12 protein-coding genes are annotated in these 18,745 nt (G+C 45.5%); all 12 read right to left on the minus strand.

Annotated features, from left to right (window positions below):
- Window positions 1–79 precede the first annotated feature (79 nt).
- The gene (locus R7E42_RS18720) at window positions 80–1,999 is read right to left on the minus strand and encodes a beta-N-acetylhexosaminidase (RefSeq protein WP_025768196.1); all 1,920 of its coding nucleotides are present in this window, start codon (window positions 1,997–1,999) and stop codon (window positions 80–82) included.
- A gap of 8 nt (window positions 2,000–2,007) precedes the next feature.
- Window positions 2,008–2,898: an N-acetylglucosamine kinase gene (locus R7E42_RS18725; RefSeq protein WP_086047028.1), complete on the minus strand. Its 891-nt coding sequence runs from the start codon at window positions 2,896–2,898 to the stop codon at window positions 2,008–2,010.
- 2 nt (window positions 2,899–2,900) lie between these two features.
- Complete coding sequence (locus R7E42_RS18730; RefSeq protein ID WP_318072916.1) at window positions 2,901–4,640, minus strand: glycoside hydrolase family 9 protein; 1,740 nt, start codon at window positions 4,638–4,640, stop codon at window positions 2,901–2,903.
- 63 nt (window positions 4,641–4,703) lie between these two features.
- Window positions 4,704–5,699, minus strand: a complete 996-nt coding sequence (locus tag R7E42_RS18735; RefSeq protein WP_318071128.1) for an ABC transporter ATP-binding protein — start codon at window positions 5,697–5,699, stop codon at window positions 4,704–4,706.
- Window positions 5,700–5,747: 48 nt separating this feature from the next.
- Window positions 5,748–6,731: an ABC transporter ATP-binding protein gene (locus tag R7E42_RS18740; RefSeq protein ID WP_005380040.1), complete on the minus strand. Its 984-nt coding sequence runs from the start codon at window positions 6,729–6,731 to the stop codon at window positions 5,748–5,750.
- Between the two features lie 2 nt (window positions 6,732–6,733).
- A complete protein-coding gene (locus R7E42_RS18745) occupies window positions 6,734–7,759 on the minus strand; it encodes an ABC transporter permease (protein ID WP_025768199.1) in 1,026 nt (341 codons plus the stop codon).
- A gap of 2 nt (window positions 7,760–7,761) precedes the next feature.
- Window positions 7,762–8,748, minus strand: a complete 987-nt coding sequence (locus R7E42_RS18750) for an ABC transporter permease (RefSeq protein ID WP_005380038.1) — start codon at window positions 8,746–8,748, stop codon at window positions 7,762–7,764.
- A gap of 170 nt (window positions 8,749–8,918) precedes the next feature.
- Entirely contained in the window at window positions 8,919–10,601 is a 1,683-nt protein-coding gene (locus tag R7E42_RS18755) for an ABC transporter substrate-binding protein (RefSeq protein WP_005380037.1), read from the minus strand.
- Window positions 10,602–11,382: 781 nt separating this feature from the next.
- Complete coding sequence (locus R7E42_RS18760) at window positions 11,383–14,769, minus strand: response regulator (protein WP_064368747.1); 3,387 nt, start codon at window positions 14,767–14,769, stop codon at window positions 11,383–11,385.
- Window positions 14,770–14,995: 226 nt separating this feature from the next.
- The gene (rsmC, locus tag R7E42_RS18765) at window positions 14,996–16,021 is read right to left on the minus strand and encodes a 16S rRNA (guanine(1207)-N(2))-methyltransferase RsmC (RefSeq protein ID WP_017820412.1); all 1,026 of its coding nucleotides are present in this window, start codon (window positions 16,019–16,021) and stop codon (window positions 14,996–14,998) included.
- 76 nt (window positions 16,022–16,097) lie between these two features.
- Window positions 16,098–17,183, minus strand: coding sequence for an AI-2E family transporter (locus tag R7E42_RS18770; RefSeq protein WP_318072917.1), 1,086 nt, complete (start codon window positions 17,181–17,183; stop codon window positions 16,098–16,100).
- Between the two features lie 344 nt (window positions 17,184–17,527).
- Window positions 17,528–18,745 (minus strand): glutamate-1-semialdehyde 2,1-aminomutase (gene hemL, locus R7E42_RS18775; RefSeq protein WP_318072918.1); only part of this gene is annotated, 1,218 nt, incomplete at its 5' end.

Below are 18,745 nucleotides of genomic sequence, written 5' to 3' on the forward strand. Positions count from 1 at the left end.
TCTTTCCTTTTTACGAAGCTGCATCAGCAGCCAAAATTTAAAAACTCTTCAAGCGTGATGTTTCGACATCAGTTTTGTATTACTTCCACGGTTTACGGTAATTCACTCCCTGCAAATCAAGCAGAGGTAGATGGCCTTTCAAGCGTGATAAATAGTCGGTCCAATCTCGGTGTTGTTTGTCTGTCCAACATGCTTCTGCCATTGCAGTTAAACGAGGGAAGATCATGTAGTCCATGCGAGGTTGGTTATTGATAATTTCGCACCATAATGCTGTTTGAATGCCCCAAATGCGCTTACGTATTGGGTCGTCAGCAGGCACTTCAGCGAGCGGCTCGTAGTTGTAAGCTTTTTCTAGTGGCAGTGGGTTTGCCCAGTCCACGCCCGGTTCTTCAGGTGCGTAGTCTTGGGTCATATCTAGGTAAGTGGTTTGTGCTGGTTGCAGCACCACATCAAAGCCTTGGCGAGCACAGTTCAATGCCGCTTCTTCGCTTAGCCATGAGTAGATCACCGTATCTTTACTGACTTTGTCGCCGTGTTGAGCCTCTTCCCAGCCCAGCATGCGTTTGCCCAATTTACGAAGTTTGTCTTCGGCATAACGCAAGAAGTGTCCTTGCAAATCTTTGTAGTCGCTGTAACCCAGTTGTTCCATTAGTGCTTGGCATGCTGGGCTTTTTGACCATACGCCGTTAGGTACTTCGTCGGCACCAATATGAACGTAAGGCGCAGGAAAAAGCGCAGAGACTTCTTCTAGCACTTTGTCGATAAATTCATAACTCCCCGGCAGAGCAGGGTTAATGACGTTGTCGTTGTAATGCTGAATACTGCGGTATTCGGTGGTATCTTCCGCTTCTACCAATAGGTGTGGTAACGACTTGATGGCGGCTCGGCAATGACCAGGTACATCAATTTCAGGAATGATGGTGATGCCGCGTTGCGATGCAAATTCGATAACGTCTTTGATGTCTTCTTGTGTGTAGAAGCCGCCGTAACGTTCATCAAAGTGCGTGTACTGTGGTTCATTGATCTCATCCAATCCGCGCCAAGCACCAATATCGGTTAGTTGAGGCAGTGATTTGATTTCAATTCGCCAACCCTCATCGTCGGTAAGATGCCAATGGAACGTATTGAACTTGTAATGAGCCAGTTGGTTGATCAAGCGTTTGACTTGCTCAACGGAGTGAAAATGACGAGCACAATCCAGCATCATACCGCGGTAACGAAAGCGTGGCCTATCCTTGATTGAACAGCAAACTACTTCCATTGAGTTAGGTTGATCGCCAACTTTGATTAGTTGTAATAACGTTGCACAAGCATGGGTAAAACCAGACGAAGATCCTGCTTCAATTTTGATTGACTCTTCGGCTACTTTCAGTTTGTAAGCGCCTTCATCCAAGGTTGGGTTGCCTTTGAAGATGATCTGACTGCCATTGTCTGATGCGAACTCAAATTGGTGAATGCGCTTAAGCTCTTCAAGTAGCCATTCTTTAGCTGAATTGGCCAGGCTTGAATAAACCGCGACGCCAGCATGATGATCAAAGCTAAAATAGTGATCGCTGACCTCAATATGGTTTGGTTTTGGCAGCAAGGGTTGTGCATGGGTTAAACTTGCAGGAATCTCACTGCGTTCACGGTATGGTGAAGCTAATACGATAGGCGTGACATCCACTTGTGCGCGCTGTGGGTTTCCATCAACGACAAAGTTGATCATCGCTTCGTTAAAGCCATCCGAGTAATAACGGAATGGGTTCGAACCAATACTGAATTCACAGTAATAGTGATGGTTGGCAGCCAGTACCAGCCCTTCTGGCTTAAGTGTGCAAAAACTACCAATTTGAGTCAGTTGACCATTTGAAACGCTGTCTGGAAGAATGTAACGATCGAAAGCGAAAGTTAAGCTCCAGCTGTTTAGGTCTTGGTCGCTCAAGTTATGAAAGGTGAGGCCAAAGCGGCAGTTTTGTTTCTGCTCAGAAAGGACTACGAGATCAACACGATATTCCATATCTACTCCTACGCCGCACTGAGCGAGTAAAGGTTATGTTCTGGTTTGCCAGCAAACATAATTGCGCCTTCAATCGCGTCAAACTGTGGCTCAACAATCCATTGCTGAACTGGTGGTGAAAGCCAACGTACAATGCGTTCAGCTATGCTGCCCATTAAACAAATACGTGTTGCGCCGCGCTTGTTTAATGCCACGAGAAACATTTCTATATCCGCTGCGGTTTGCTTCAGCATTTCAATGGCCAGTGCATCGCCTTGTTCCGCATGTTGGAAAATAGCCGGAGAAAACTGCCCATAATCACGAGGAAGCGCCTGTTTTGACCACGCCACCACGTTGTCGACCTCATTTCCGAAATGCGTCATAACGTGTTGTGCTAGGGGCGTTTTTTCTCTGATGCCATCTTCAGCTAACAAAACTTGCTGAACTAGGCGTAGCCCCATCACTGCGCCGCCACCTTGATCCGAAATAGGGAACTCACGACCACCGACAACATGTTGCTCCAATCCGTTAAGGTAGATGCCACAAGAACCGGTTCCCGCAATCATGATTGCGCCATCTTCGCCATTGTGCGCACCAACGCACGCACCGTAAGCATCGGTATTCAGAGTCATACTGGCAAATGGATGAGGAAGAGACATGAAGGCTTGCCAAGATGCTTTGTGCTCTGCGCCAGCAAGGGCTAAGCCGACGTGCATCGACGCGAAATCTTGTTGTGTCAGACCGCCTTGCTCGGTAGCCGAAGTGATGGATTCAAGAATCGAAGCCATTGCTATTTCAGCACCTAGCATGATGTTGGCACTGCCGCTTTTGGCCTCGCCAAGAAAATTACCTTGTGAATCTTTAATCCTGGCTCGACATGACGTGCCGCCACCATCGATACCGACAAAATACATTCCCATGATTATTCTTCCTTCATATTTTTAGAGGTCGCCAACTGAGAAACATGCTGAGCTTGACTCATTATCGCGAGTAAGTACCAAGCGCCATGCGGGATCCATTGTTCGCCCCAGCGCCAGTTTTGTAACACGTCTTCTTTTTGTGCTGGTGGGTTAAATGCAATGTCTTCCTCGTCTTCAAAGCCGCCAGTGATTCCGTTACACACGCCACCTTTTGCGTTGAAGAAACCATATTGAGGGAGGTAATCAGGGTTGTTACGACCATGGCCATCTAGCATGCACATGTCGTATGGGTTTAAGCCTACAACCCAGTTCAATGCATCTTGAGCAAACACAGAAAGTTGTTGCTGTACTTCTTGCGACGCTATATGCGGTTGAGCAAGGTACGCCATGGTCGCGAGTGAGCCCAGTCGAGCATTCTCGCCTTGCCACCAATAGCCGGATTCATTGTTGTGCGCGACAAAAAATGCCTCGCGTTTTGACTCATTTACGCCTTTAACATATTGGCGAGGGTAACCGAATGGGTTGATCACTCTATTCGATATTGTGATCTCAAACTCACACGCTAGGTTTACGATACGTTTTACCGATTCCGCTCGTGCTAAGTCGTCTTCAATTGATAGATATTCGCATAGGGCAATAACTGGTAGACCAGCTTCGGCTGCGTGAAAATATGGACGGCTGCCGTCTTGGTTTGCTGACCAAAAGTGTTGAATCTGTTCGTCGCTCATTTGGCGTGCAACTAAACGTTGCGCCCACAAACGGCTCTCTTCCAAGTAGCGAGTTTCTTTGGTTGCTTTAAACAGTTCTACACAAGCCAGTAGCGCACAGTATTCGTCGATAATGTTTTCTTCCCCATCATTGAGGTACTGCGTATTGTGCTCTTTTAAGTGCCAGTAACCATTTTCGGCAGCGTTGCGGTATTTTTGTTGATCGTATTCACCGTGAACACTTAAACGCGATGCTGCCGCTAGCGCTGCAATGGCGACACCGCCACCTTGTCGAAAGCCTGCTTGATAGTCGTCAAATTTGTGACCAAGTTGAGTTTCGTACGCGCAAATCTCGCGTTGCGCAGTATCTTTGCTCCACTTGTCAAAGACCGTCATGTAGAAAAAGCCTTTTTCGTTTTGCATACGCACAAGAAAGTCTGCACCGAACAGGGCTTCTTCAATCAGACGTGTACGTGTGAAAGCTGCAATGTCTTCGCTTCCTTCAAGCAACGAAACCCCTTTTAGGATGTTCCAAACCACCATTGGGGTTTGTTGAGGATTCAAATAATTCGCGTATGAAAGGTGACTTAAATACTTGCTAACGTCTCCTGATGCGTCGTACCAGCCGCCGTGTACATCAACCTTTTTATTGGAGTTTAGTACTGGAAGTTGTCGATCTTGTTGATCGAAGATCCCGCCGCAACGTTGCGATTTGAAGTAGTGGATCACATCTGACAAAGTTTGATCCAACAGAATGTGTTCGCCAACGATGAAAGAGGAAGAGCGCGTATCTTCTACTTGCAAGAAATAGTCACCTGACGTTGTGAAAGAGGAAAAGTCGATGAGGTAGAAATAGCCCTGATGCCAGTTCGCCACTTTACCTTGTTCTTCAACCGCAAAAGTTGCCACGGTTTGCTCGCTAGTGGCACAAATCAATTGAGCAGTGTAAGAAGACAAGTGTGGTTGTTCGGTCTGGATAATGGCTTTCTTTGGGCCCAGACGTTCATAACCAATGTGGTTAGTCAGTAGCAGCATTCAATGTCTCCGGGAAACGATAAAAACAGGAATGGGCCAGGCTGAACCTGACCCTCGTTATGATTAATCTTCAAATAAGTAACAGCGGACAAAGTGGTTGTCGGACAGTTGAGTGACGCCCGGTAGTCGTTCGCGACATTTGTCGGTAGCGTGTACACAACGCCCAGCAAATGGACAGCCGACAGATTCTGGTGTCCAAAGTGGGATTTCCCCTTTGTTGCCTTTCAGTTTCTCGTGAATAGACTTCGATGGATCTGGAACCGCAGATACCAACAGTTGTGTATATGGGTGTTGAGGGTCGTGAATGATTTCTTCAGTATCGCCCCATTCAACCATGTGACCTACGTACATGACCGCAAGATCTTCGGCAATGTAACGCGCTGTTGCGATGTCGTGAGTGATGTAGAGCAGAGACATTTGTTTCTCGAACTTCATCTCTTCCATCAAGTTCAAAACGCCAGCGCGGATCGATACATCGAGCATGGATGTTGGCTCATCCGCCAAGACTACTTCAGCTCCAACCGCGATGTTACGAGCCAGGTTGACACGCTGACGCTGACCGCCAGATAGCTGGTGCGGGAACTTTTGCGCCGTTTCTTTTGGTGGAATAAGACCAACTTGTTCAAGTAGGTCGTACACACGCTCTTCCAGTTCTTTCTTGTTGCCCGGTGCTACTTTCTTATGAATCAGCAGCGGGCGCGCAATATGGTGGAAGATATTGTGCGTTGGGTTTAGCGAGCCAAACGGGTCTTGCCACACCATTTGTACACCTTCACGGTAGGCCATTAAATCGTGACGAGAGGTGATGTCTTGGATATCACGACCTTTGTATTCAATGATGCCATCGGTTGGTGCGTACATTTTTGCAATCATTTTTGCAGTAGTAGACTTACCTGAACCAGATTCACCTACCACTGACAAGCCGCGGCTCTTGTACATTTTGAAAGAGACGTCGTTGATTGCGCGCATCTTAGATTGTTTGATTGAGTTACTGTTTAAAGGGAAGTCCTTAACGACATTTTTACCCTCAATCAGCAGTTCGCCGAATTGTTTGCTCATAATTCTCTCCAGTGTAATTTTTGTTCTTAGCTAGCGTTTTTTTTGTTGTTAAACCTTAGCTTGAGCAATGGTGTCGCCGTACAAATGGCAATTTGAGAGGCGACCTGGTTCAATTTGACGTAATTGGGTTGGTACACGTGTACATGCTTCATGTACGCGATCGCAACGAGCTTGGAAGCGGCAGCCCCGTGGTACTTCTAGCAAGTTCAACGGGTTACCTGGAATGCCAGTCAATTTGGTCTTTGGTCCAGTTAGTGGAGGGAAAGAGCTACCCAAACCTTTGGTGTAAGGGTGGTAAGGACTTTCCAGAATTTGCTTAGAAGGCGCGACTTCAATCAACTCACCTGAGTACATGATGCCGATACGATCCGAGAACTCGACCATCAATGACAAGTCATGTGTGATGAACAGAATTGAGAAACCAAACTCTTCTTTAAGCGCGTAAATTTTTTGTAGAATTTCACGTTGAACCACTACATCCAATGCGGTAGTCGGTTCGTCCATGATGATCATTTTTGGGTTCAGAGCCAAAGCGATTGCGATTACTAGACGTTGACGCATACCACCAGAGAACTGGTGCGGGTAATCACTCAATCGGCTAGGGTGGATATCAACGATTTCCAGCAGACCTTCAGCACGTGTTTTTGCTTGAGCGCGAGTCATATTGGTATGACGCATGATGACGTCACAGAACTGCTCTTCCATGGTTAGAACAGGGTTCAAAGCGTTCATCGCACTCTGGAATACCATCGACATTTCACTCCAGCGGAACGCTTGCATGCGATCATCGCTGTACTGAAGGATATCTTCACCGTTGAAGATCACCTCACCACCTGTGATAAACGCTGGCGGCTTATGAAGGCGCATTAGTGAGAAGGCAACAGTGGATTTGCCACAGCCAGATTCACCAGCCAGACCGAATACTTCACCTGGTGCAATGTCGAAGCTCACGTTGTTACAGGCGCGGACATCGCCCGCGTCTGTGATGTAGTCTACGCATAGGTTACGGATGGAAATTAGTGGTGCAGTCATGATTATTTATCTCCGCTCCATAGTGCATTTTGTGGTGCCAGTTCAGGCTCACGCTCTTTCTTGTCTTTTGCTGCTAGTTTTTTCCAGCGTTTCATGCCTTTGTGAGAACGAAGTTGAGGGTTCGCAATTTCGTCAACGGCAAAGTTCAACAGAGCAAGACCAGTAACCAGTAGTGTTAGGGCAATACAAGGTGCTAGTACTTCCCACCATGCGCCAATCAGCATGGCTGATGAGGTTTGCACGTTGTAAAGCATGATGCCCCAACTGATCGTGTTGGCATCACCCAAACCTAGGAACGAAATGACCGCTTCAGTGTTGATCGCGAGCATTACTGAGCCAATGAAGCTCGCACCGACAATTGGGATAAGGTTTGGTAAAATCTCAACGAAGATGATGCGGAATGAAGACTCTCCCAATACTTCGGCAGCTTTAACGAACTCTTTCTCGCGTAGTGCCATAGTTTGAGAGCGGACAACACGTGCACCCCATGCCCAAGAAGTACCAGCGATAATCAAGGCAATGGTGAGTGGGCCTGCTTCACCGATAAAGGCCGCCAACACGAATAGCAATGGATACTGCGGAATTACTAACATGATGTTCATCGCGGCACTCAATACGTCATCCACTTTGCCGCCGAAGTAACCTGCCGATATACCAATGACTGTTGCTAAGAAGCACACGATGATGCCAGCGCCAAAGCCTACACCCAGTGATACTCGTGCACCGTAAGCCACTTGCGACCAGATATCGCGACCCATTCGGCTAGTACCTAATACGTGGTCGGCCTTTTTAGACATAATCAGCGTACGACGATCGTCTGCTAGGTTTTTAGCGACCCAACCATCAGGATTGTTTTGTGCCTGTTTTACAACAAAGCTTGGGTATTCGTGTGGGTTACCGGTTCGCTTGTCTGGCGCATGCTTTGTAAGTAAAGGAGCGGCAATCGCAACGAACACGAACAGCGTAACAATGCCAAGACCAATGCGAGCAAATGCGTTACCTAAAATAAGTTTGAATAGTTCTTTCATGATTATTTGCCTCCCGTACGTAGGCGAGGGTCTAGAATCATGTACAGCATGTCAGCCATTAAGTTGAAGCACAGCATGAACATCGTCATGATAATTAACTGACCTTGAAGTACTTGGTAGTCACGAGCGTGAATTGCGTTCAATAGAACAGTACCTAGGCCTGGGTAGTTGAAAATCATCTCGATGATTAATTGACCTCCAATGGCCATACCTAAAGACATAGACAGTGCGGTAACACTTGGAAGTAGTGCGTTACGTGCGGCGTAATTAAAGACGACGCGGTTTTCACTCAGCCCTTTACCTTTAGCCATCGTGATGTAGTCTTCGGCGAGAAGGTTGATCATGTTGTTACGCATGTTAACTAGGAAGCCACCAATTTGAACGATGGTTGCACAGAATAGAGGTAGTACAGCGTGGTAACCCACGTTCTTGATGAACTCCCAGCTTGTCCAATCAGGAATAGTACCTGGCGTGTAAGCATAGCCAGATGGGAACCATTTCAGGCCAATCGCAAAGGTAAACAGCGCTAACATTGCGATAACCATTTGTGGAATAGCTTGAATGATCAATGTGCCAGGCGTTACGAATGCATCGTACTTACTACCGCGCTTCCAGGCGGCAAAAATACCAAGGACAGAAGCGATGGAGAAAGAAAGTACAACCGCAGTACCAGCTAGAAATAGTGACCAGCCAAATGCACTACCTAGTAAAGAATTAACTGAAAGTGGGTAGAACTGGATTGAGGTGCCCAATTCCCAACTTAGAATATTTTTAATGTACGAGAAGTACTGAATGTAAATTGGCCCATCAACGAAACCGAGCAGTTCTTTCATTGCTGCGATTCGTTCTGGAGTCACCTGTACTGAAGCATTAGCAAACATCATGGTAACTGGGTCACCAGGCATTGCTCGCGGAATAATAAAGTTTAACGTCGCTGCAACTAAGAGCGCGACAAGATAGAACGACAAACGTCTTAAAAAATAACCCATAACTCACACCTTACTCACCCAGATTTTTTCCCTGTTTCTGGTTTCAGGTCGCTCCTAGCGAAATTTAGAGCGAAAAATCCCCTGACGACGAGCGCCACATATTGGTTTCGTTAACAAGGGATTTTTATCGGCGGCACACGGGATGTATGCCGCTTGAAATGAACTTCTACTTATTTAACTGGTTTTAGGTCCAGTACGTGAAGTAGACGCTCTGGGATACCTGCCCAAATGTTTGGACGGCCCTTAGGGTTTTCTTCGTTCCACCAACCAGTGAAGCGAGTTGTGTTGTATTGGTACATGTACGCGCCAGATAGCACAGGAATAGTTACTTGGTCCTGAGCAATGATCTTCTGAATGCCATGAGCGATCTCTAGCTGTTCTTGCTTATCTGCTGTCTTGTAGAAGCTGTTAAGAAGACCATCTAGCTTATCGTTCTTGTAGAAGTGCATTGCAAAGCGAGGCATGCCGTCACCAGCTTGTAGCTTCGAGTTGTAGCCACTATCCCAGTACAAGTGTGGATCTGCACCGTGGAAGTAGTTGGTGTAAGCAACGTCGTAAGTACCTTCTAGCATTGCTTGGTTGTATACCGAGAAGTCCGGTGTACGAGCACGAGCTTTAATGCCCACTTCTGCTAGTTGCTCAACGGCTAGTTGTACTGTGTTGTTGAAGTCAGTCCAACCGTTTGGTGATTGAATTAGGAGCTCGAAAGACTTGCCAGATGGTGTATCCACAAAGCCATCTTTGTTTACATCTTTGAAGCCAGCTTTAGCTAGAAGCTTTTTCGCACCTTCCGCGTTGTATGTGTTGTAGCCCTTGTACTTGTTGTGCGTCTCTTCATCAGACCAAGCTTCGAATGCGTAGCCAAGGCCAGATGCGAAGTCGTTCACTGTACCGCCGCCGTAGAAAGCGATATCAATGATAGTTTGACGGTCTAGCGCCATAGAGAACGCACGACGGAAGTCAACGTTAGTTAGTGCTTCGTTTTTCGCAGCGTCTGGGTTTTTGAAGTTCACTACAAATGCTTGAGTACCCGCTGGTGGGTACCAGTAGTGGTGATTCGGACTTGCTGCAGCGTACGTACGGTCGATGTCTGGTACGAATGAAGACGTCCAGTCCATTTCGCCGTTAACGATTTTGCCCAAGAATTGGTCGTTGTTCGCGATTTGCGGCACACGCAGACAGTCTACATCTAGGTTGTCTGCATCCCAATAATTCGGGTTCTCACACTGGATATATAGCTGCGGTGTGAAAGTGTCGATTTCGGTAAATGGACCACTGCCTACTGGATTTTCGTTTGTGAATGTTGCTGGATCTTTTACTTTGCTCCATACGTGCTTCGGTACGACGGGTACTTTCGCAATTTCGTAAGGAACGTTTGAGTTTGCTTCGCTTAGACGGAATTTAACTTGGTAGTCGTTAACTTTTTCTACGCCAGTCACCCAAGAGTTGATACCAGACTGGTCTAGCTCTGGCTTCTCTTTCACTAGGTTGAAAGAATAAACAACGTCATCAGCGGTAAACGCTTTGCCATCAGACCATTTTACGCCCTTACGGATATCGAAGGTTACGCTCATCAGGTCATCAGCCATGGTAAAGTTTTCTGCTAGACGAAATACAGGCGTGTTACCGTGCATTTCGTTAAAAACAACGAGCGGCTCGTAAATAAAGTCGGTTGTTGTGTGCAGGTTAGTTGCACCCAAGAAAGGGTTAAAGTTACGAACGAAAGTTGTAAACTCTTTAGGGTGGATAGTCAGTTCACTGCGTTCAGCCGCAGTAGCTACCGATGCAAAACCTGTAGTAGCCGTTGCAATAATTGCTGTTGCTAGTGCTGTTTTTTTAATATTGGCAAGCATAGCTGTTCCTTACTATTTGCTTTCATTTCACTAAATGGAATTGAATGTCATCAATTGATAAACACTCTCTAAGACCTACCTCTTGTACATGCCTTACTCATTACAACATTGAGTTTCGCCAAGAGTGGCCTGTAGGCCTTAGGCAGGAGTAAGAAAACACCTTATCCATAAAATAATCAAACTTGATTCCCGTTAAAAACGTTAAAATCTCTGAGCTCTCCGTTATAAACGTTATTTTGGCTAATTTTAACCAGTAGAGGGACAAAAAATAAACGTTGATATGCGTCGCAGTTTATATCCTTGTTAATAATGAGTGTTGGTGATTACTAACCTGCTGGTCCTTTTTAAATATACGTTTCCTGCTTGTTTTCTAGGTTCGGAGATCTCGCTCACATGCAGAAATGGTGTTAATTAATCAGCTAAAAATTAATCTGCCGTTCTGTTGTGATTAAGTTCGCAATCTCTATCAATAGTTCGTCAAAATCCGCTTGTTATCTGAAAAATGGCCTTTTTTATCGACAGTTTTCTTCCGTTTGTCGTCCTTTTTTTATTGTATGAATGAAGTTTTTTGGTTGCTCGAACTTACCTAATTAAGGCCAGTTAAATGGATAAGATCGTACGTTTTGAAGACCAACAATAGATAGCGATGTCTAACCGAATGTTCGTTATTGGAAATATGTTAATGGGGTAGGAAGAGGCGGTCTCTTTTATCTCTAGGAAGGGAATACTCGAATAACAAAAAAGCCCAGCATGCACGCTGGGCTAGTTTTTTTGATAAATATTAGCTGGTCAATAGTCGCTGTAGTTTATCTCGTTGTGCCTCTATGTATGCTCTCTCGGGGCTCTGTTCTTTGCAGTGTTCGAGAATGAACTCTATCGAGCTTAGCACCGTTCTCCAACGTGGTGTTTTGGGTAATGTTTCTATGCGCATGTATTTATCTAAAGTGCGTGTTTGCAAAGTACTACGGTCTAGATAAACGCGCCACAAGCCACTTTGCTCTGCAAATGCGAACTTACTTTCACCCGTTACAGATTCCCAATACTCTAAAGCATGTGTCATTGCGTCTACTAGAACTTCTCGCATAAGTTCTTGCTTGTCTTTTTTATTACCGAGCGCTTTGTCTGCAAGGCGCGTAAATTCTCCGCCAAGCTCTTTTAGCTTTTGCAATTGGTCTTTGTCACCATCAAATGCATAACTTGAAAGCACTTCTACGGCGGTTTCTAGATTATGTATGCGAGCGGCACTGGCTCCACCGCCGACATTAAAGATGTACATGATATCTAACCCTGAACCTTCAGGGAGCTTAAGAATGTCTGCTTCGATGTTCTGACGAATATCTTCAATATAGATATCAATCTTGCCACAGTAATGAGGTTGTTTGACGGTCAGATATTTAGGGGCAATCAGCTCATCAGCAGATGAGCGCTTTAGCTGTTCTAAGCTGCGCTTGAATAGCTTACAAGCAGCTTCGTTAGCAAAGCGAATACGCTTGTCTTCACGTAGACAGATGATAGCTTCAGGAGCCGATTCTAGCTGTTCCAACAAACGACCTTGAGTCTCAAGTAAGCTTGCTTCAACGACTGCACGCTGTCTAAGTTCAGACTCTAGCACTTTGTTTTCCATATGGCGCATTTCTGCTTTACTTGCCGTTAAATGCGCTTGGATACGTGCCGCCAACTCTTGTTTATTAAATGGTTTCGATAAATAGTCGTTGGCTCCTGCCTCAAAACCTCTTACACGATCTTCTGTTTGACTGAGTGCGGTGAGCATAATGATTGGCAACTCGGCATGATCATAGGTTTCACGTAGTTCACTACAAACTTGGTAGCCGCTCATGCCTGGCATCATGATATCCAATAACAGAAGTTCCGGCTTCTCTTGCTCGACGAGCGCTAACGTTTCTGGCCCATCGGAGACGGTACGCACACGATAGCCCTCTAAACGTAAAAAGCTTTCAAGCACGCGTAAGTTTACTGGTTCATCGTCAGCAACATACAGTAACGGGCCGTCTGGGTTCTCTGGAAGTGATAAGTCTTCACTGTTCTCTACATTAACTTCAGGGATTTGGAAGTGTCCGTGCGCAGCTAGAGTCTGGGTTGCTTGGATTTCTTCTTCACTGGCGAGCGGTAAAGTGAAACTGAAGGTAGTTCCGACCATTGGTTGGCTACTGACGTATAACGAGCCTCCCATTAATTCGATCAATTGACGGCTAATGGAGAGCCCAAGCCCTGCACCTTGACGATAACGGCTCGCGTCTTGCCCTGCTTGGATAAGTGGTTCAAAAATATGTTCAAGTTGTTCTGCGGGAATTCCTTGTCCAGTATCCACGACTTGTACGCGTACATGATCATCTACCACATTAGCGGAGATAACAATTTTACCTTCTGAGGTGTATTTAATCGCATTGCCAATCAGGTTATATAGCACTTGTTCAAGGCGTTGCGGGTCAGCTGACACTGCTTTTAAATCCGCTGGGACTTGGTTGATGATGCGGATGGTTTTACTTCCGAGTAAATGGCTAGAAAGCTCTAAAACCAATCGTGTTGCACTGCCCAAACTCACTGCTGATTTCTGGATATCCATGCTTCCATAACGCATTTTATGATAATCCAACAAGTCATCGACTAGATTAGCGAGACGCTGACCACTTTTAATGATGATATCAAGCTGATATTTCTGGCTAGCGGGGATCGCACCATTGGCGCCGGACGCTAAGGTTTCAGCAATCCCGACCATGCCGTGTAACGGTGTACGAAGTTCATGAGAAGTCGTGGCTAAGAATTCATCTTTTAATTTATCGGCCAATTGCAGTTCTTCATTCTGTTTTTGAATGATCTGTATGCTGCTTTCTAGTTCTTCATTTTGCTTCTTAATGGTTTGAATCTTCTCTCGAATAGAGCGTTGCATTCGTTCAAAGCTTAACGCAAGCCGACCAATTTCATCTTTACGAACCGTATTAAAAGACGTGTCATCAAGATCCCCTGCAGAGACCTTTTCGGCAACCCAAGTCAATTTCAGCAACGGAGAAGTGATAAAGTTTGATAAATAGTGAGAAGCGATCACCACAAGGATAATGGCGATCAACATAGCGATAACGAATAGTTTTTCGAGTTGATGGATACGAGCGAAAGCTTCGTTTTCTGGTAACTGTACGACGAGCGCCCAAATCACACCACGAGTTTCAATCGGTGCATAAGCCGCGATGATCTCTTCACCTAAACCGTTTGTGTAAGTGCCGACACCAAATGCACCAGAGAGTGCTTTATCGATCACTTCTAAACTGTTCTTAATGTCGTCTTGTTTCGTGTTAATTGTGCGAGGTTGGTGATCATTTCCAACCAGCAGGGTGTTAATGGATGACTCTCGATTAGCGTCTGCGGCTAACTTAGTGATGCCATTATTTGGCAAGCGGAACATGGCATAGCTGTGTAGATAACCTTGCTGAACAATTGGTGCACCTAGCCAAGCGACTGATTTACCCCCTTCCAGCTCGAAGTCAGACACAATCACAGGAGTGTAGTCTTCGTTTACTTTTCGACGTTCAGTCACATCATCGGCGAGACGCTTGAAAGTTTTGCCAAGTGCCGAGTCTTTGTAGGGGCCTGATAACAAGTTCGTTCCGTAGTTATCGTCTTTGTTGATCGAGTAGGTGACGTTACCATTGATGTCGACCAGCAAAATGTCATTAAAATCAGAGCGCTTGAGGAGCTCCAAGTAGGCCCAATGATAGCGTTTATGCAAAAGCCGGTAACGTTCACTTCCTACATAGTTGGATGACTCGGGTAACGTTGAGGTTTTGATTTGGTCTCCGCTGCCCTCGATGTAGCGCTGTTGGGCGTTTTTACGAGACTCTTCAATATCATTGCCTAAACGACTAAAAGCATTGACGAGACCGTAGAATCGGCCACCACTGGCGTAAGCCAACTCTGAGCGCACAAAGCCCATGACTTCGGTTTCTCGTGCCTCAAAGTAGTCGATGATTTGCTGCTGTTTTGTATCTCGAACAGACAGTAAGTGCGAGGTGCTTTGTTCTTGCAGATCTTTACTGTGGGACTGCAAGAAAAAGATCGCAGTAATGGTAAGAGGTGTGATACTGAGCACCAGAAATGCGGTCATCAGTGTACTCTGAAGGCGCTTAAATTTCTGTTTTTTGTAGAATTTAAACATGGATAAGATTACAACTCATAATGGGCAGTTCTAAAACATACTTCGCTGCCGAGGTTCTCGTTAAAAACGGATAAGATGTTCAACTAGATAGAATTAACAAAATTAACGAGTTTTTTTTCTTTGACAAGAAAGTTAGTTGTAAAGCGTGCAGGGTGACGCAGTTTTTCTTATGAGTGTTGAATTTATGAGAAAAAATCGCGCAGGTTTGTGCCTGCGCGGGGGGAAGTTATGATTTTTTCGCGTAGTAGATAGAAAATTTATTGGTCTTATTTAGCGTCTCGCAATTATTAAACGCCCGCTCGATAATTGGTGGGTATTTTAAGAAGCTATTCGCGACAATCACCATTTCACCGTCTTTGGTTAGATATTGTGGTGCCTGGCCCAACAAGGTTTCCGCTGCGTTGTAATTTGTGTCTAAACCACTGTGGAATGGCGGGTTGCTGACGATAAAGCGGTAGTCTTTTGCGGTATCCGAGTATATATCTGATGCAAATACGCGTCCGGATAAACCATTCGCTTCTAATGTGGCTTGGCTAGAAGTGATCGCATAAGCATTAATGTCACACATCTCAATCGCGATCTCTGGATTCGCTTTCGCCATAAACGCACCGAGCACACCTGCACCACAACCAAAGTCGAGCACTTTGCCCGACAGCTTAGGTAAGGTTTCAAGCAGCAATCGGCTACCTAAGTCGAACTCGCCATGGCTGAATACGCCAGGTAGGCTCTTAACCGCTAGCGACTGCTCACCGAGTGTAACAGTGTAAGACTTAAACCAATCTGCTTGGTTGAAAGGTTTTGGTTCATTGAGGCAATTACCCCAGTAAAATGAGCAGCGACGAGCAGAGTCGTACTTGTTCACAGGGCCGTATTCTTGGAACATCTTCTCGATGCTCTTGATGCCGGAGCGGTTTTCACCAACGATGACGATTTCGGTGTTAATGCCCAGTTTCGCCATCAACATCGCCAGCAAGTATTCTGCTTCGGCTTTTGCTTTTGGCCAGTATAAAAGGACCATGTCTGCTTTTGTTTCAACATCAAACACAGAGCCAAAATGACTTTTCACTTTGTCAGAGGTTTGAATTTGGCGGTAGTAGCTATAGTTGGAAGTAAACACTTCAACAGACTCACAATGAGCCACTAACTCAAGAGGAAATAGGTCTTCAACTTCACCAGCGACTAAAACGTGTTTTCCGTTGAAGTATTCAAGTTGGCGCTGAGCTATTTGGCTAGGAGCGATATAAGCAGACATAAATTTGGTTCATCAGAAATAATTTGGGGCAGATTTTCGCACAATCTGCCCCAAGCTTGAAGTGATTAAGCGGTGACTAGCTGTTGTCTTGTTGGTTAAGGAAGTCTTTGAATTCTTCCTCGTAGATATTAAACAGTACCATGGTCACGGCAAAAATAAGTGGGCCGTAGATAAGACCAATCAAACCAAACAGATGCAGACCACCCAGTAATGAGAAGAAAATCATAAGGGTATTCATGCCGGCGCTGCCTTGCATTAGCAACGGACGTAATAGGTTATCTATAGAGCCAACGATAACTACACTCCACACCGTCAAGAAGATAGCCCAAGTCATATCGCCTGTTAAGAACAAGTACGCTGCTGCAGGAATCCAGATTAGCGCGGTTCCTACCACTGGAATGAATGATGCAAAGCCCATCATTGTTCCCCAAAATAACCCAGGGAAGCCTGCTAGCCACATACCGATACCGCCAGCCAGACCTTGAGCAATCGCTGTCATGAATGAGCCCATTACGGCTGATTTAGAAACTTGCTCTATCTCTGTCAATATGCGGTCTTCTTGGCTACGTGAGAGTGGCAGGATATGACGAATCGCAGAGATAATTTTGTCGTGGTCACGAAGCAGAAAAAACAGCACAAACAGCATTAGGAAGAAGTTCATTAGGAAGTTGGTTGCGTCTCCTAAAATCTTTGCGCTGATAGCGACTAAGTTAGAGCCAAACGATGTGGCAAATTGCCCAATTTTCTCAGCGATGGCTTTGGGCTCGATTTTATCAAAAGGTAAGTACTCATTAACAATCGCTAAGCCTTTGATAACGAAAGGATGTTGGAATATATCTTGGATACCACCATTAGTAACCCAATTATATGTATTTTGTGAGAAAACAGAGCCTTGCTGAACAATGGCGGCAAACACAAATAAAAGCGGGATAACAATAATAAACGTCAAGACGACACATGACAGCAGTGCTGCCATATTTGGGTGCTTGGGAATTTTCTGCTCAAACCATTCGTGTATCGGAAACATGAGCAAAGAAATGATAAAAGCCATCACAATGGAATTGATATATGGCTCAACCAATAAGTAGCAAGCAAAAGCAGCGGCGAGTAAAGCAATCATTAGTACTCGGTGACTCGACGTTATTTTTACATTATTTGGCATGGTATTAGTCCAACTTACAGGTGACGTTTACGGTTTATGCCTTCAATATGGCGTGTAACCTTTATTACTTTGCACTCTTAACTCTTTCAAGCTTATGACAATGCCGAATTAGAGCAGGGCGATGTACCTTGCTATAATGACTACAAATCAGTCGGTTATCAATCAAGAGATGAGCTATGGGTTGTTGCAACGGTGATAAAAAGTGTCAAACCGAGAAAAAAGCTAAGCGAATACCGTGGTTTGGCATTGTCGTTGGGGTATTAGCGATATTGGTTATTTTGAATTGGCAATAAAAAAGGACCGTTACGGTCCTTTTCTAAATGCGTTATCGCCGTTTTTAGCGATTATTTCGCTTCTTCTGCAAGAACAGCAAAACAGCGGTCAGCAGCTTCTAGTGTGGCATCAATCTCTTTTGAACCATGAGCGAGTGAAGTAAAGCTCGCTTCAAACGCAGATGGCGCAAGGTAGACACCGTGTTTTAGCATTAAGTGGAAGAAACGCTTGAAGCGTTCTACATCGCACTTCGTTACGTCTTCGTAGCAAGTTACTTTTTCTTGGTCAGTGAAGAAGAAGCCGAACATACCGCCCACTTGGTTAACAACTAGCGGAATACCGTGTTTTTCTGCTAGAGACTTAAAACCTTCAGCAAGTTGTTTCGTTTTAGAAGTTAGGCGCTTTTCGTTGCCTTCTTCTTTTAGAAGGTTCAAACATGCGTAGCCTGCTGCCATTGCGACAGGGTTACCGGAAAGGGTACCAGCTTGGTAAACTGGGCCTGTAGGTGCAACGTATTGCATCACTTCTTTACGGCCACCGAAAGCACCTACTGGCATACCGCCACCAATTACTTTACCCAGTGTCGTTAGGTCGGGTTTGATGTTGTAGTGTGCTTGCGCGCCGCCTAGAGCAACACGGAAGCCTGTCATTACTTCATCAAAAATTAGTAGCGCGCCTTCTTGATCACAGATTTCACGTAGCCCTTCGTGGAAGCCTTCCACTGGTGGAATACAGTTCATATTGCCAGCTACTGGCTCAACGATGATACAAGCAATTTCGCCTTTGTTAGCAGCAAATAGCTCGCGTACAGAATCTAGGTCGTTGAATGTTGCTGTTAGCGTGTGCTTAGCAAAATCTGCAGGAACGCCAGGAGAGCTTGGTTGACCTAGTGTTAGTGCACCAGAACCTGCTTTTACTAGCAAGCTGTCAGCGTGGCCGTGGTAACAACCTTCAAATTTCATGATCTTGTCGCGACCGGTGAAGCCACGTGCAAGACGAATCGCGCTCATCGTAGCTTCAGTACCAGAGCTTACCATGCGGATTTGCTCCATTGATGGAACAAGCTCAGAAACTAATTCTGCCATCGCGATTTCAAGTTCTGTTGGCGCACCGAAGCTAAGACCGCGTTGCGCTGCATCAATTACTGCTTCTCGGATAACCGCGTGGTTGTGGCCAAGAATCATTGGACCCCAAGAGCCAACGTAATCAATATACGCTTTACCATCGGCATCAAAAATCAGTGGACCGTCTGCTCGTTCGATAAATAGCGGAGAACCGCCAACGCCGTT

This window comes from Vibrio sp. Vb1337, from assembly GCF_033338715.1.
In the GTDB taxonomy this organism is placed as follows: domain Bacteria; phylum Pseudomonadota; class Gammaproteobacteria; order Enterobacterales; family Vibrionaceae; genus Vibrio; species Vibrio alginolyticus.

Excerpts from the sequence above, each read along its gene's own strand:
- R7E42_RS18720 (WP_025768196.1), bottom strand. The coding sequence starts at position 1,999 with ATGGAATATCGTGTTGATCTCGTAGTCCTTTCTGAGCAGAAACAAAAC.
- R7E42_RS18725 (WP_086047028.1), bottom strand. The coding sequence starts at position 2,898 with ATGGGAATGTATTTTGTCGGTATCGATGGTGGCGGCACGTCATGTCGA.
- R7E42_RS18730 (WP_318072916.1), bottom strand. The coding sequence starts at position 4,640 with ATGCTGCTACTGACTAACCACATTGGTTATGAACGTCTGGGCCCAAAG.
- R7E42_RS18735 (WP_318071128.1), bottom strand. The coding sequence starts at position 5,699 with ATGAGCAAACAATTCGGCGAACTGCTGATTGAGGGTAAAAATGTCGTT.
- R7E42_RS18740 (WP_005380040.1), bottom strand. The coding sequence starts at position 6,731 with ATGACTGCACCACTAATTTCCATCCGTAACCTATGCGTAGACTACATC.
- R7E42_RS18745 (WP_025768199.1), bottom strand. The coding sequence starts at position 7,759 with ATGAAAGAACTATTCAAACTTATTTTAGGTAACGCATTTGCTCGCATT.
- R7E42_RS18750 (WP_005380038.1), bottom strand. The coding sequence starts at position 8,748 with ATGGGTTATTTTTTAAGACGTTTGTCGTTCTATCTTGTCGCGCTCTTA.
- R7E42_RS18755 (WP_005380037.1), bottom strand. The coding sequence starts at position 10,601 with ATGCTTGCCAATATTAAAAAAACAGCACTAGCAACAGCAATTATTGCA.
- R7E42_RS18760 (WP_064368747.1), bottom strand. The coding sequence starts at position 14,769 with ATGTTTAAATTCTACAAAAAACAGAAATTTAAGCGCCTTCAGAGTACA.
- rsmC (WP_017820412.1), bottom strand. The coding sequence starts at position 16,021 with ATGTCTGCTTATATCGCTCCTAGCCAAATAGCTCAGCGCCAACTTGAA.
- R7E42_RS18770 (WP_318072917.1), bottom strand. The coding sequence starts at position 17,183 with ATGCCAAATAATGTAAAAATAACGTCGAGTCACCGAGTACTAATGATT.